At 64.8% G+C, this 12,267-nt stretch carries 15 protein-coding genes; 1 reads left to right on the forward strand and 14 read right to left on the reverse strand.

The window, feature by feature from the left end; genetic code table 11:
• From ACTHJR_RS08700 to ACTHJR_RS08735, 8 genes are all read right to left on the reverse strand, one after another.
• Positions 1 to 1,752: PQQ-dependent dehydrogenase, methanol/ethanol family (locus ACTHJR_RS08700; RefSeq protein ID WP_440522738.1), on the reverse strand; the 1,752-nt coding region annotated here is incomplete at its 3' end.
• Positions 1,749 to 2,090, reverse strand: coding sequence for a c-type cytochrome (locus ACTHJR_RS08705; protein ID WP_440522739.1), 342 nt, complete (start codon positions 2,088 to 2,090; stop codon positions 1,749 to 1,751). The genes ACTHJR_RS08700 and ACTHJR_RS08705, both read right to left, overlap by 4 nt.
• Positions 2,078 to 2,509 carry a hypothetical protein gene (locus tag ACTHJR_RS08710; RefSeq protein ID WP_440522740.1) on the reverse strand — a complete coding sequence of 144 codons (432 nt, stop codon included), beginning with the start codon at positions 2,507 to 2,509 and terminating at the stop codon, positions 2,078 to 2,080. The genes ACTHJR_RS08705 and ACTHJR_RS08710 overlap by 13 nt, the downstream gene beginning before the upstream one ends.
• A complete protein-coding gene (locus tag ACTHJR_RS08715; protein WP_440522741.1) occupies positions 2,506 to 3,117 on the reverse strand; it encodes a cytochrome c oxidase subunit 3 in 612 nt (203 codons plus the stop codon). The genes ACTHJR_RS08710 and ACTHJR_RS08715 overlap by 4 nt, the downstream gene beginning before the upstream one ends.
• Positions 3,110 to 5,050 (reverse strand): cytochrome c oxidase subunit I, encoded by a 1,941-nt coding sequence (ctaD, locus tag ACTHJR_RS08720; RefSeq protein WP_440522742.1) that lies wholly within the window; start codon positions 5,048 to 5,050, stop codon positions 3,110 to 3,112. The genes ACTHJR_RS08715 and ctaD overlap by 8 nt, the downstream gene beginning before the upstream one ends.
• Positions 5,047 to 6,009: a cytochrome c oxidase subunit II gene (coxB, locus tag ACTHJR_RS08725; protein ID WP_440522744.1), complete on the reverse strand. Its 963-nt coding sequence runs from the start codon at positions 6,007 to 6,009 to the stop codon at positions 5,047 to 5,049. The genes ctaD and coxB overlap by 4 nt, the downstream gene beginning before the upstream one ends.
• Positions 6,006 to 6,749, reverse strand: coding sequence for a cytochrome c oxidase assembly protein (locus ACTHJR_RS08730; protein ID WP_440522745.1), 744 nt, complete (start codon positions 6,747 to 6,749; stop codon positions 6,006 to 6,008). The genes coxB and ACTHJR_RS08730 overlap by 4 nt, the downstream gene beginning before the upstream one ends.
• Before the next feature lies 1 nt (position 6,750).
• Positions 6,751 to 7,203, reverse strand: a complete 453-nt coding sequence (locus ACTHJR_RS08735; RefSeq protein ID WP_440522747.1) for a GlcG/HbpS family heme-binding protein — start codon at positions 7,201 to 7,203, stop codon at positions 6,751 to 6,753.
• A gap of 346 nt (positions 7,204 to 7,549) precedes the next feature.
• Here ACTHJR_RS08735 and ACTHJR_RS08740 point away from each other — a divergent pair, with 346 nt between their 5' ends.
• Positions 7,550 to 8,065, forward strand: a complete 516-nt coding sequence (locus tag ACTHJR_RS08740) for a YciE/YciF ferroxidase family protein (protein WP_440522748.1) — start codon at positions 7,550 to 7,552, stop codon at positions 8,063 to 8,065.
• A gap of 147 nt (positions 8,066 to 8,212) precedes the next feature.
• Here ACTHJR_RS08740 and ACTHJR_RS08745 read toward each other — a convergent pair whose 3' ends face one another.
• From ACTHJR_RS08745 to ACTHJR_RS08770, 6 genes are all read right to left on the reverse strand, one after another.
• Positions 8,213 to 8,509 carry a plasmid stabilization protein gene (locus ACTHJR_RS08745; RefSeq protein ID WP_440522749.1) on the reverse strand — a complete coding sequence of 99 codons (297 nt, stop codon included), beginning with the start codon at positions 8,507 to 8,509 and terminating at the stop codon, positions 8,213 to 8,215.
• A gap of 26 nt (positions 8,510 to 8,535) precedes the next feature.
• The gene (locus ACTHJR_RS08750) at positions 8,536 to 9,432 is read right to left on the reverse strand and encodes an SDR family oxidoreductase (protein WP_440522750.1); all 897 of its coding nucleotides are present in this window, start codon (positions 9,430 to 9,432) and stop codon (positions 8,536 to 8,538) included.
• Positions 9,433 to 9,439: 7 nt separating this feature from the next.
• The gene (locus tag ACTHJR_RS08755; RefSeq protein ID WP_440522751.1) at positions 9,440 to 10,213 is read right to left on the reverse strand and encodes an SDR family NAD(P)-dependent oxidoreductase; all 774 of its coding nucleotides are present in this window, start codon (positions 10,211 to 10,213) and stop codon (positions 9,440 to 9,442) included.
• 22 nt (positions 10,214 to 10,235) lie between these two features.
• Positions 10,236 to 11,423 (reverse strand): zinc-dependent alcohol dehydrogenase, encoded by a 1,188-nt coding sequence (locus tag ACTHJR_RS08760; protein WP_440522752.1) that lies wholly within the window; start codon positions 11,421 to 11,423, stop codon positions 10,236 to 10,238.
• Positions 11,423 to 12,004, reverse strand: a complete 582-nt coding sequence (locus ACTHJR_RS08765; protein ID WP_440522754.1) for an SRPBCC family protein — start codon at positions 12,002 to 12,004, stop codon at positions 11,423 to 11,425. The genes ACTHJR_RS08760 and ACTHJR_RS08765 overlap by 1 nt, the downstream gene beginning before the upstream one ends.
• Positions 12,005 to 12,105: 101 nt before the next feature.
• A complete protein-coding gene (locus ACTHJR_RS08770) occupies positions 12,106 to 12,258 on the reverse strand; it encodes a hypothetical protein (protein WP_440522755.1) in 153 nt (50 codons plus the stop codon).
• Positions 12,259 to 12,267: the final 9 nt, after the last annotated feature.

The raw sequence follows: 12,267 nt of genomic DNA on the forward strand, positions 1-12,267 counted from the left end.
GGCGATGTACTGGTGCCCATCGGGGCCGCGATAGCTGACCGGCTGGCTGATGATTCCGCTGTCGAGCTTCTGCTGCCAGACGATCTTGCCGTTGGTGGCGTCGACCGCTTTGAACCAGCCGTCCATCGTCCCGTAGAAGACAAGATTGCCGCCGGTGGTGACGGTCCCCGACCAGATCGGGAAACGCTCGGCGATCTCCCAGGCGGGCTTGCGCAGGATCGGGTCCCAGGCGGTCAACGTGCCGCGATGACCGTCGCCCGGGCCGGCCTTCATATGGACCTCGGCGCCGACATAGGGCGTCCCGGCGATGTAGTTCACCTCCAGGTTCATCCAGTCCATGCACATATTCTCGTGCGGGATGTAGAGCAGGCCGGTGTTCGGATTGAACGAACTCGGGTTCCAGTCCTTGGCGCCGCTCGCGGTCGGGCAAATGTCGCGCGTGACCTGGCCGAGTTTCGGCACCTTGTCGGGATTGACGATCAGCGCGCCGGTCTTGAGGTCGACGCCCTTGGACGAATTGATCGGCCCGAACGGATCGGCCGACAGGACCTGGCCGGTGACGCGGTCGATGACATAGACATAGCCGTTGCGCTCGGGCCGGACGAGGACGTGGTGGATCTGCCCGGCGAACGGCATGTCGAGCAGGATCTGCTCGTTGATCCCGTCATAATCGTCGGTGTCGTGCGGGCTGAACTGATAATACCATTTGGCCTCGCCGGTCGTCGGGTCGCGCGCGAAGATGCCGGTGGTCCATTTGTTGTCGCCCGGGCGCTGCTCCGAGTTCCACGGACCGGGATTGCCGGTGCCGTGCAGCACCTGATGCAGGTCGGGGTCGTAGGTGAACCAGCCCCACATCGATCCGCCGCCGATCTTCCAGGCATCGGCGGGCCAGGTCTTGACGCCCAGGTTGGTGCCGCGGTCGACCGCATAGAAGGGCTTGAACCCGGCGCCGATCTTCACATCGGCATCGGGGCCGGTGTTATAGGCTTTCCACGCGATCTTGCCCGAATTCTCGTCGAGCGCCGCGACCCAGCCGCGCACACCCATTTCGCCGCCCGAATCCCCGACATAGACGTGGCCGTCGGCGACCAAGGGCGCCATCGTCATCGTCTCGCCGAGATTGATGTTGCCGAGTTGGGTCTTCCACAACGGCTTGCCGGTCGCCGTGTCGAGCGCGATCGTCTGACCGTCGAGCGTGTTGAAGATATATTTGCCGGCATCGACGGTGCCGCCGCGATTGACCACGTCGCAACACGCCACGCCTTGCGCGGCCGGTGCCGGGTTCGGCTTGTAGGTCCATTTCATCGGCGCGCCGGGCTTGGTCAGGTCGAGCGCATAGACGATGTTGGGAAAGGCGGTGACGACGTACATCGTGCCATTGGCGACGATCGGCGCCGCTTCCTGGCCCTTGTTGACCCCCAGCGAGAAAGTGAAGGCGGTGGTCAGGTTGCGGACGTTGCCGGGATTGATCTCGCCCATCGCCGAGAAACGGGTCGAAGCGTAATTCTTCGACGGCATCGTCCATTGCCCGTCGTCTGCGGGCGACCCGCCCGGCGCCGGCTTGGCCTTGCCCATGTTGGTGGTCGGCGCCGCCAGCGCGTGGCCGATCTGGTCGCGAGTGAACACGGCGTCGGCCGGTACCGGCGCCGGCAGCTTGGGCTGCGGCCCGGTATATTGGTCGTCTTGCGCCGGAGCACGGCTGCAGCCGGCCAGAATGGTGGTGAGAAACGCGATCGCGAGAGCTCGGTTCATGGCTTGTCCAACGTGTAGAGATAATCGGCGATGGTCTTGGCCTGCTGCGGCGTCAGGCCGAGTTCGGGCATCGCGCCGCCGGGCACGACCGATTGCGGATGCTCGAGGAATTTGTGGAGATTGGCGGGCGTGTTGGGCAGCTTGCCGGCGATGACCTGGCGCTTGGCGACGCCGGCGAGCGACGGCCCGACCTGGCCGCGCGCCGCCCCCACCCCCCGCCCCGTGTGACAGGCGGCGCATTGCGACGAGATCAGCACCTTGGCCTGGGCATGGGGATCGCCCGATCGGCCGCAGGCCGCGAGCACGAACAAGACGAGCAGGGGAATCAACCGAGGCATGGCGGCACCAGAATGAAAGCGACGAGCGTGACGAGGGTCGCGAGCGCGAAGCCCAGGCCGAGATAGGCGGCCCACAGGCTGATGAAGCGGGTACGGCCGTGGCCGATCTCGAGCAGGGCTTCATGCCCGCCTTCGCGTTCGTCGCGCACTTCGCGGAACTTGCGCCAGCCGAGCAGCCCGGCGACGCAGGCCGCTAGCGCGCACAAGGCAAGCACGACGATCGCGCCCAGCCAGGTCCATTCGTAGCCGGCGATCGGCGCCGTCCGCCGGTCCATATCGGGATAGCAGGGCCAGCTGGTCATCATCTCGCCGACGCAGATCTGCAGCACCCAGGCGAGCGGGCCGGTGTAGAGCAGCACCGATGCCGTCCAGGACGACAATTTGTTGCGATGCGGCGCGGGATGGTGCTCGCCCTTCACCGCGCGAACCCCAGATAGGGCGTCAGATAATAGGTGGTGAAGACGAACAGCCAGACCGCATCGACGAAATGCCAATAGAGCACGCCGGCCGACACCACGATATGCCGTCGCGGCGAGAAGAAGTCCCACACCACCCAGCCGAACATCGCCACCAGGATGATCAGCCCGGCGACGACATGCGCCATGTGCAAGCCGGTGGTGGTGAAATAGAGCGAGGCATAGCTCGACGTGCCGATGCCATAGGTCTTGATCGACCATTCGTAGACCTGGACCAAAGCGAACACCGCGCCCATCACGAAAGCGCCGCCCAGACCGATCAGTGCCTGGGCGCGATTGCCTTTCTCGACTCCCTTCTCGCCGAACCAGGCGACGAAGCTCGAGGCGAGCAGCAGGATGGTATTGGGCAAGGCCGGCCACATCTTGGGATGCGGCTCGAGCAGCCAGCCGGGCAGCGCGCTGGCGCCGGTGTAGTAATAAGAGAACAGCAGATAACCGAACAGCGCCGCCTCGCTGGCGATCAGCGCGCCGACTCCCCATTGCCCCATGCCGCGCCGCCCGATCGGGCCGACCGGCAGTTCCTTGGGTTGCGCGAGGACGAGCTCAGCCATGCGCCGGCTCCCGTTCGAGCAGGCGGCGGCGCGGCCACAGCCACAGCAGCAAGGCGGCGAGGACGAGCAGGCCGCCGATCACGATCACCGCCCACAGCTTGAGCAGTAGCGCGACGAACAGCACGGAGAGTGCGATCGACAGCAACAGCGGGGCCCAGCTGTCCTCGGGCATTTCGACGATGCGGTCAGGTTCGGCATCCATCGGCGTGGTGGTCACGGTTTCCTTGCCGTGATCGAGCGTCATGCCGCGCGTGATCGAACTGCGGCCGCGGCTCTCGTCGAGGGCGTCCTCCCAAAGCGGATGGCGCGACGCGACGGTCGGGATCACCGCGAAATTGTAGGGGGCGGGGGGCGAGGTCACAGCCCATTCCAGCGTCGGACCACCCCATGGATCGGCCAGCGCCTTCGGGCCGGATTTGAGGCTCTTGGCGACATTGATCATGAACAGCAGCACCCCGATCGCGAACACGAAACTGCCGATCGAGGTGATCATGTTGAGCGCCGACCAGCCGAGCCCGGCCGGATAGGTCCAGACGCGCCGCGGCATGCCGAGCAATCCGGTCAGATGCATCGGCAGGAATCCCAGGTTGAACCCCAGGAACATCGTCCAGAAGTTCCAGCGCCCGAGCCGCTCGTCCATCATCCGGCCGAACATCTTTGGGAACCAGAAATAGGTCGCGCCGACCACCGGGAAGACGTTGATTCCGACCAGCACATAATGGAGGTGGGCGACGACGAAATAGGTATCGGTCAGCTGCCAGTCGACCGGCACGCTCGCGGTCATGAACCCGGACACGCCGCCGATCACGAACAGCAGGATCATCGAGGCGAAGAACAGGAACGCGGTGGTCACGACCGGCCGCCCGGTCCAGATCGTCGCCAGCCAGGCGAACACCGCGACCGCGCTCGGCACGGTGATGACGATCGATGCGCCCGAGAAGAAGGACAGGCTGAGTCCCGGCAGGCCGGTCGCGAACATGTGATGGACCCACACGCCGAAGCCGAGCACCATGGTCGACACGGTAGCCAGCGCGACCAGCGAATAGCCGACCAGGGGCCGCCGGCAGAAAACGGGCAGGCCGTCCGACACCATGCCCATCGCCGGCAGCACGATCGCGTAGACCCAGGGATGGCCGAAGATCCAGAACAGGTGCTGCCACAGGAGCGGTTGGCCGCCGCCCGCCGTCTGGAAGAAGCTCGTGCCGAATTGGCGGTCCATCCACAGCAGGAAGAAGGCGAGGCTGACCGCCGGCACGACGATCAGATTGGCGACGCTGGCGGTCAGCGTTCCCCAGATCAGGATCGGCAGGCGATTGATCGACATGCCGGGCGCGCGCATCTTGAACGCGGTGACGATGAAATTGGCCGCGCCGACGCTGGTCGAGATGCCGAGCAGTACCATGCCGAGCGCGTAGAAATCCTGGTTCAGCCCCGGATTGAACTGCTTCTCGGCATAAGGGACGTAATTGAACCAGCCGTCATTGGGTCCGTTGCCGGTCAGGAAACCGACATAGAGAAACACGGCGGCGGCGAGATATACCCAGTAACTGAACGCATTGAGCCGCGGAAATGCCATGTCGCGCGAACCGAGCAGCAACGGCCAGAGGAAATTGGAGAAGCCTGACAGGATCGGCGATGCGAACAGAAAGATCATCGTCATCCCGTGCATCGAGAAGAATTCGTTATATTGCTCGGGCGTCAGCACATGCAGATTGGGGCCGGCGAGCTGCAGCCGGATCACCAGCGCCTCGATTCCGCCGAGCGCGAGCAGGACGAAGGCGGTGAAGATGTAGCGGATGCCGATCTCCTTGTGATCGACCGTGGTGAAGAAGCCTTTCCAGCCCGGCTCGGTCGCCCAGATCGCGTGGAGCCGTGCGCGAAGTTCGGGCGTGTCGTCGCCGATCTCTGGCGTGCGGAGCGCGGCGGGTCTCATTGCAACGTCTCCAGATAGGCGACGACGTCGTTCAACTGCTGGCCGGTCAGTTTCTGGTCGGGCATCAGCGCGCCGGGCTTGATTTTCTGGGGGCCGTCGACCCAGCCGGCGAGGTTGCCGCGGGTGTTGGCGAGGGCGCCGCTGGCGATCAGCTGGCGGCTCATCAAATGGGTGAGGTCGGGGCCGTAATGGGAGGCGGCGGTGGTGCCGCGAACGGCGTGGCAGAGGGCGCAACGATATTCGAAAAATTGCAGGCCGCGCTGGGCGGCTGCGGTGGCGGGCGGCGGCGCGGTCTGGAGTTGCGCGCGGCGCCAGGCATTGAAGTCGCCCGGCGTGTCGGCGACCACTTCGAACGCCATCTTGGCGTGTTCGAGCCCGCAGAATTCGGTGCACTGGCCGAAATAGCGCCCGGGCCGGTCGGCGGCGATCCAGCTCAAATTGGTCTGGCCGGGAATGGCGTCGGTCTTGCCCGACAATTGCGGCACCCAGAAGGAATGGATGACGTCGGCGCCATGCAGCCGGACGAGCACGCGCGTGCCGGTCGGGATGTGGATCTCGTTCGCGGTCGAGAATGTATTGGCGGCAGTCGGACCGTTATAGGTCACTTCCCACCAATATTGGTGCGGCGTCACGTCGATCGTCATGCCCGGCCGGCGCGGCGGCCCGGCGATGTGGCCGAGCGCGGCCATCGTCCAGACGAGCGTGATGAGCAGCGGCACCGCGCTGATCGCCAGGCCCCATTTGATCCAGTTCAGGCCATCGCCGCCGCGCCGGACCGCGATATCGCGCGATTGGACGCCGGCGGCATGGCGGCGCGTCCGCCGCAGGCCACCCCACAACAACACGGCGATGATCCAGCACACGACGATCGAGACGATCAGCGTGAACCAGGTCAGCGGCACGATCGTCGCGGCGCGCTCCCCCGAACTGGTCAGATAGTCGAGCGTCCGACCGGTCATACCGGCGCGTCCTCGAGCGCCTGCCACATCGCGGCGACCGTGCGCACCGCGATCCACAGGAAGATCAGGCAGCCGGGCACCCACATCACCACACCACCCATTTGCTGGTCGGCGAGCGGGGTCAGGCCCCAGGCCTGGGTCGTCGCATAATGCGGGGCGTACATCGGCCAGGACGCCAGGCAGATGACTGCGCCGAGCATGCCCATCTGGATCGAGGTGACCAAGCCTGCCGCGAGCGCTTGCGCCGAATGCTGGCGCAGCAACGCCGCCCACAAAAGCACGCCGCTGCCGAACAGCGAGACGTGCATCGCCCAATAGATCGCCGGCGCGCGGAACGTCGCCGCGTACGGCGCGGGCATGTGCCAGAACCACAGCAAGGCGAAGAAGGCGATCGTCGCCGACCACAGAAAGGACGGCCGCTCGATCGATCGCCATCGGGGAAGCGACGAGGCGACCAAGGGAGCGGCCGCCAGGAGCAGGATCATGTGCTGGGCGACCCGCGCGGTGAACAGCGATACCGACAAGGCGCAGAGCGGGGAGATCAACGCCGCGGCGGCGATTGCCCAGCCGGCGGCGGCAGCGGACGACGCTCTGCCCGCACGACGATTGGCGGTGAGATGCGTGAAGGCGATCCCAGCCAGCACGGCGATGAGAAGCGGGTCGAGATTGAATCGCTCGGCCAGCGTTCCCGGCAAAGCGGGAGCGCCGCAATAGACCGCCCCGTAGAGTGCGCCCGCCACCTCAAGCCTCGGCGAATTGGCCGTGGCGCGACCGTTCCTCCTCGAACGCGGCGAGTGCCGCTTCGACCACTTGGCTGTCCTGATCGACGGTCCCGCCGCTCGATCCGATCGCGCCGATCACGGTGTCGCCGATCTTGATCGGTACGCCGCCGGCGAAGATCACGATGCGGTCGTGATTGGTGTTCTGAATGCCGAACAGCGGCTTCCCCGGCTCGGCCATGCCGGCGAGGACTTCGGTCGGCATGTCGAAGGCGCGCGCGGTGAACGCCTTGTGGATCGCGATGTCGATGGACCCCAGCCAGGCGCCGTCCATGCGCGCGAAGGCGAGCAGATTGCCGCCCGCGTCGACCACCGCGATATTGGAAGGGACTTCGATCTGCGCGGCCTTGGCTTCGGCGGCGGCAAGCAACCGGCGGGCATCGCCAAGCGACAGCGTCTCGATGGTGGTGACCATGAGCGATCTCTCCCCTGATAGTTGCACACTCAACGATTTTCGCTTCGGTTCGATCCAGCCCCCGCTCCGACATTTGCGCCTATTTTAATGTAGGTTAACTAGATTTCCGGCCGAACCCCGGGGTCATTACTGGGAAGGGACTTCGGCGCGCCCGGTCATGATTGGCGGCGTCGCCGCGCCTTGGTCGCGACCAATCCAGGCGGCACCGCGAAGGACTCGCACCGGGTCGCCGAAAACGTCCTAACCTATGTCAAAATGGCGATATTTCCGGCAACTTCGGCGCCTGTCTTCTCGTTGAACGGTCGCGGGGTGGGCTTCCGCTCGCCAATTTTCGAGGAGGACCCCGATGGGCCTGTTTTCCAAGGACATCCAGACGTTCGACGATTTGTTCGTCCACACGTTGCAGGACATTTATTATGCCGAGAAGCAGATCACCGAGGCGCTGCCCACGATGATCGAGAAAGCGACCGATCCCCAGCTCAAGCAGGGCTTCGAGACGCACCTCCGCGAGACCGAGGGCCAGATCAGGCGGCTCGAACGCGTGTTCGAGATGCACGGCCGGGAGCCCAAGCAGACCGATTGCCCGGCGATCGACGGCATCATCAAGGAAGCCAATGAGATCGCTGGCGATGTCGAGGACAAGAACGTGCTCGACGCCGCGCTGATCGCGGCCGCCCAGGCGGTCGAGCATTACGAGATCACGCGTTACGGCACGCTGATCGCCTGGGCCAAGCAGCTCGGCCGGTCGGACTGCGCCGCGATCCTGGCCGAGACGCTCGCCGAGGAAAAGGCGACCGACGAAAAACTGACTACCATGGCCGAGACCAAGGTCAATTCGAACGCCGAACTCGAAACCGCCTGACGTCGTCCGGGCAAAGCGGCTGGCGGGGGGAAGCTTCCGTCAGCCGTTCCTTTCTCGGCGCCGGCGAGCCTTCCACTCTATCGAGCAAGTACCGGCGAGTGCCGACTTTAGCGTCGCTTCGCACCGTTCTGCACGCTGAAGCCAAGCCTAGCCGTTGCCGTGACGCCGCCTGGTTTCCCAGCCCTTCTTGGCCGCAGCCGAGCGTTCGGCGTGGGTCTGGCTCGAGCCGCCCTTGCGGCCGCCCGTGCGCGAGCTTTCGTGGTTTTCTTTCTTGCCGCGGCCGGAGCCGGACTTCTTGCCGCCGCCCGATTCCTTGTTGACCGTGGCCCAGGCGCGGCGTTCGGCTTCCTTGTCGCTCACGCCGCGATCCTCATAGCCTTTCTCGATATGCTCGGCCTTGCGTTTCTGTTTGTCGGTATAGGACGATTTGTCGCCGCGAGGCATGATCCATTCCTTTCGTTATCCGCCCCTCAGCTCACTCCGGTACCGCCATTGGCGCCGAACACGCTGCCGGTCGTGAAGCTGTTCGACTGCTCGGCGAGCGTGACGTAGAGGCCGGCCAGCTCGGCCGGCTGCCCGGCGCGGCCGAGCGGGGTGTGCTGGCCGAACTTCTCGACCTTGCCCTCTAACTGGCCCCCCGAAATCTGCAGCGGGGTCCAGACCGGCCCGGGCGCGACGGCGTTGACGCGAATGCCCTTGGAGGCGAGTTGCTTGGCCAAGCCCTTGGTGAAGATCTCGATCCCCCCCTTGGTCGTCGCATAGTCGAGCAGGTCCTCGACCGGATTGAAGCTGTTGACGCTGGCGGTGTTGATGATCGCCGAGCCCGCCGGCATGAATTCGGCGGCGCGCTTCGACATCCAGAACATCGCGTAGAGGTTGGTCTTCATCGTGCGGTCGAACTGCTCGTGGGTGATCTCGGCGATCGATTTCCGCGCCTGCTGATAGCCGGCATTGATCACCAGCAGGTCGAGCCCGCCGAGCTGGTCGCGCGCGTCGTCGACCAGCTTGAGGCAGAAGGCTTCGTCGGTCAGGTCACCCGGCAGCAGCACGAGGCCGGTGCCGTCCTCGGCAAGGACCGCCTTCAAATCCTCGGCGTCGGGCTGTTCGTTGGGATGATAGTTGATCGCGACCTTGGCGCCCTCACGCGCGAAGGCGATCGCGGCGGCGCGGCCGATGCCGGAATCGCCGCCCGTCACCAACGCATGACGGCCCTTCAGCCGTCCGGTGCCGCGATAGGTTTTCTCGCCGCAATCCGGCACCGGTTCCATGTCGCGCTGCAAGCCCGGCCACTCCTGCCGTTGCTCGGCAAAGCCTTCGGTGTGGTATTTGGTTTGTGGATCGATCAGCGCTTCGGTCATGTCGCTCATGGTCGGCTCACTCCTTCGTACCCGAGCCCGGCTCGGCCATGCCGCGGTGGATCTCGGCGGGGATGGACTGCGGCAGCACGCCGGCCGCAGCGACCTGAAGCTTGTTCATCATGCCGGAGATGATCGTCGACTTGCCGGCCATCACCGCGTCCCAGCCATGTTTGGCGACCTCGGCGGGATCGGACTTGCTGTCGGATTGTCCGACCTTGGTGTCATCCATCCCCGCGCGATGGAAGAATTCGGTCTCGACCGGCCCGGGTTCCAGGGTGGTGATGATGATGTTCTTATGCTCTTTGAGCTCGTTGCGGATCGCGGCGGTGAAATTGTCGATGAACGCCTTGGTCCCGTTATAGACCGCCTGGTAGCTGCCCGGCATCCAGCCGGCGATCGATCCGGTGACCAGCACCTTGCCTTCGCCGCGCGCGGACATGCGCTTGAGCACCTTCTGCAATAGATAGACGGTGCCGGTGACGTTGGTGTCGATCACGTGGCGCCACTCGGCGACGTCCTGATCGAGGAATCCGCCGCCGAGGCCATGCCCTGCGTTAGCGCAGAGCAGGTCGACGTCGCGCACGCCCGCCGCGTCGAGCAGGCGGTCGACACCTTCGAGCGTCGCCAAGTCCGTTTCGAGCGTTTCGACATTGCCCGGCAAGCCTGCGGAAGGGTCGACAAAGGGCGTGTCGGCCACGAGGAGCAGGTCATACCCATCCTCCGCCGCCAATTTGGCGAGCTCGCGCCCGATCCCCGTCGAGGCGCCCGTGACGATCGCGAATTTGGCCATGTGGTTTCTCCGGTCGAGTGTTTCAGGCAGCGGCGGCCAGATCGGGCTTGAGCACGATCTTGGTCACTTCGTTCTGCTGGTCGTGGAACATCTTGTAACCCTTGGGCGCGTCTTCGAGCGCCATGCGGTGCGAGATCAGGAAGGTGGTGTCGATCTTGCCGTCGAGGATCGCCTGCAGCAGGCCGGGCATGTAATGCTGGACATGCGTCTGGCCGGTCTTGAGCGTCAGGCCTTTTTCCATGAACGCGCCGAGCGGGAATTTGTCGACGAAGCCGCCATAGACCGCCGGCATCGACACGCGCCCGCCCTTGCGGCACGCGAGGATCGCCTGGCGGATCGAGTGCGGCCGGTCGGTGCCGAGGAAGGTCGAGACCTTGATCTGGTCGACCACATTGTCGACGAAGAAGCCGTGCGCCTCGAGCCCGACCGCGTCGATGCACGCGTCGGGGCCGATTCCGCCGGTCATCTCCATCAATGCTTCGTAGGTTTTCGATTCCTCGAAATTGATCGTCTCGGCGCCGAACTTCCTGGCGAGCTCCAGCCGGTGCGGGAAGTGATCGATCGCGATGACGCGTTCGGCCCCCATCAGGAAAGCCGATTGCACCGCGAACAGGCCGACCGGGCCGCAGCCCCATACCGCGACGGTATCGCCGGGCTCGATCTCGGCATTCTCGGCCGCCATCCAGCCGGTCGGCAGAATGTCGGACAGGAACAGCACTTTCTCGTCCTCGACCCCGTCGGGAATGACGATCGGCCCGACGTCGCTGAAGGGAATGCGGACATATTCGGCCTGGCCGCCCGAATAGCCGCCGGTCATGTGGCTATAGCCGAACAGGCCGCTCATCGGCTGGCCATAGAGTTCCTGCGCGATATCCTGATTGTCGGCCGGCAAGCCATTGTCGCAGGCCGAATATTGATGCTTGGAGCAATGGTAGCAGGCGCCGCAGGCGATGGTGAACGGCACCACCACGCGATCGCCTTTCTTCAAGGTCGATTTGGGCCCGGTCTCGACCACTTCGCCCATGAATTCGTGGCCGAGGATGTCGCCCGCCATCATCGTCGGGATGAAGCCGTCATAGAGATGCAGGTCGGATCCGCAGATCGCGGTCGCGGTGACCTTGATGATCGCGTCGCGCGGATTGAGGATCTCGGGATCGTCGACCGTGTCGACGCGGACGTCGTGCTTGCCGTGCCATGTCAGGGCGCGCATCAGTTCTTCCCTTCTTCCTGGAGGCGGCGGTTGCGCGCGCCGGTGGCGATCTCGCCGGTTTCCATCAATTGCTTGAAGCGGCGCAGGTCGCGGCGCGCCTGGATCGCCGGTTCGCGCTGGAACAGCTTGGCGACCAATTTGCCGACCGTGCCGGCGGGCGGGTCGTAGAGGATCGTCGCGGTTACCACCGTGCCGCGCTCGCCTGTGGTACGGAAGTCGACCCGGCCCGAATTGGCGACGTCGGCACCTTCCTCGGATGCCCAGGCGATGAAGCTGTCGGGCTCTTCCTCGGTCACGGCGGAGGTCCATTCGACGGTCTTGCCGCCCGGCGCCTTGACCACCCAATGCGAACGCCGATCGTCGAGCACATCGATGCGCTCGACGTTTTCCATGAACGTCGCAAGGTTCGCGAAGTCGCGAAAATAGGCGAACAATTCCCCGACCGGGCGATTGATCGTGACCGTGCGGCCGATCAGCGTATCGCCCTTGTTCTCGATCAGCGCGTCGGTCGCCTCGTCGACGGCGGGGCCTTGGTCCTTGGCCGTGGCCAGCGGCGCGTCGTCCGTTTTGGTGTCGGACATCTTGCTCTCCCGAATGATGCTGGCGAAGCGTTCCGGGATTTTGAATGTTCCGATCGTTTACGATGCGAAATCAATTATTTGCGTAACCTGGATCAGGATCGTCAGTCGATCGGCGCCTCGTTCAACGCGCGTTCTTCGTACAATAGCGCCATTTCCTCATGCGCTTTGCGTGTCGCGGCGTCGGGCGCTTTTTCCGCCAGATCGCGCTCGGCTTCGGCGCGGCGTTTCCAATAGATCATCGGGTCTTCGGCCATGGTCTCTTC

The sequence above is a fragment of the Sphingomonas sp. genome, assembly GCF_051962185.1.
Taxonomy (GTDB): domain Bacteria; phylum Pseudomonadota; class Alphaproteobacteria; order Sphingomonadales; family Sphingomonadaceae; genus Sphingomonas.

What these genes read in the sequence shown, in the direction of transcription:
- ACTHJR_RS08705 (WP_440522739.1), bottom strand. Translation starts at nt 2,090, where the DNA reads ATGCCTCGGTTGATTCCCCTGCTCGTCTTGTTCGTGCTCGCGGCCTGC.
- ACTHJR_RS08715 (WP_440522741.1), bottom strand. Translation starts at nt 3,117, where the DNA reads ATGGCTGAGCTCGTCCTCGCGCAACCCAAGGAACTGCCGGTCGGCCCG.
- ctaD (WP_440522742.1), bottom strand. Translation starts at nt 5,050, where the DNA reads ATGAGACCCGCCGCGCTCCGCACGCCAGAGATCGGCGACGACACGCCC.
- coxB (WP_440522744.1), bottom strand. Translation starts at nt 6,009, where the DNA reads ATGACCGGTCGGACGCTCGACTATCTGACCAGTTCGGGGGAGCGCGCC.
- ACTHJR_RS08735 (WP_440522747.1), bottom strand. Translation starts at nt 7,203, where the DNA reads ATGGTCACCACCATCGAGACGCTGTCGCTTGGCGATGCCCGCCGGTTG.
- ACTHJR_RS08740 (WP_440522748.1), top strand. Translation starts at nt 7,550, where the DNA reads ATGGGCCTGTTTTCCAAGGACATCCAGACGTTCGACGATTTGTTCGTC.
- ACTHJR_RS08745 (WP_440522749.1), bottom strand. Translation starts at nt 8,509, where the DNA reads ATGCCTCGCGGCGACAAATCGTCCTATACCGACAAACAGAAACGCAAG.
- ACTHJR_RS08750 (WP_440522750.1), bottom strand. Translation starts at nt 9,432, where the DNA reads ATGAGCGACATGACCGAAGCGCTGATCGATCCACAAACCAAATACCAC.
- ACTHJR_RS08755 (WP_440522751.1), bottom strand. Translation starts at nt 10,213, where the DNA reads ATGGCCAAATTCGCGATCGTCACGGGCGCCTCGACGGGGATCGGGCGC.
- ACTHJR_RS08760 (WP_440522752.1), bottom strand. Translation starts at nt 11,423, where the DNA reads ATGCGCGCCCTGACATGGCACGGCAAGCACGACGTCCGCGTCGACACG.
- ACTHJR_RS08765 (WP_440522754.1), bottom strand. Translation starts at nt 12,004, where the DNA reads ATGTCCGACACCAAAACGGACGACGCGCCGCTGGCCACGGCCAAGGAC.
- ACTHJR_RS08770 (WP_440522755.1), bottom strand. Translation starts at nt 12,258, where the DNA reads ATGGCCGAAGACCCGATGATCTATTGGAAACGCCGCGCCGAAGCCGAG.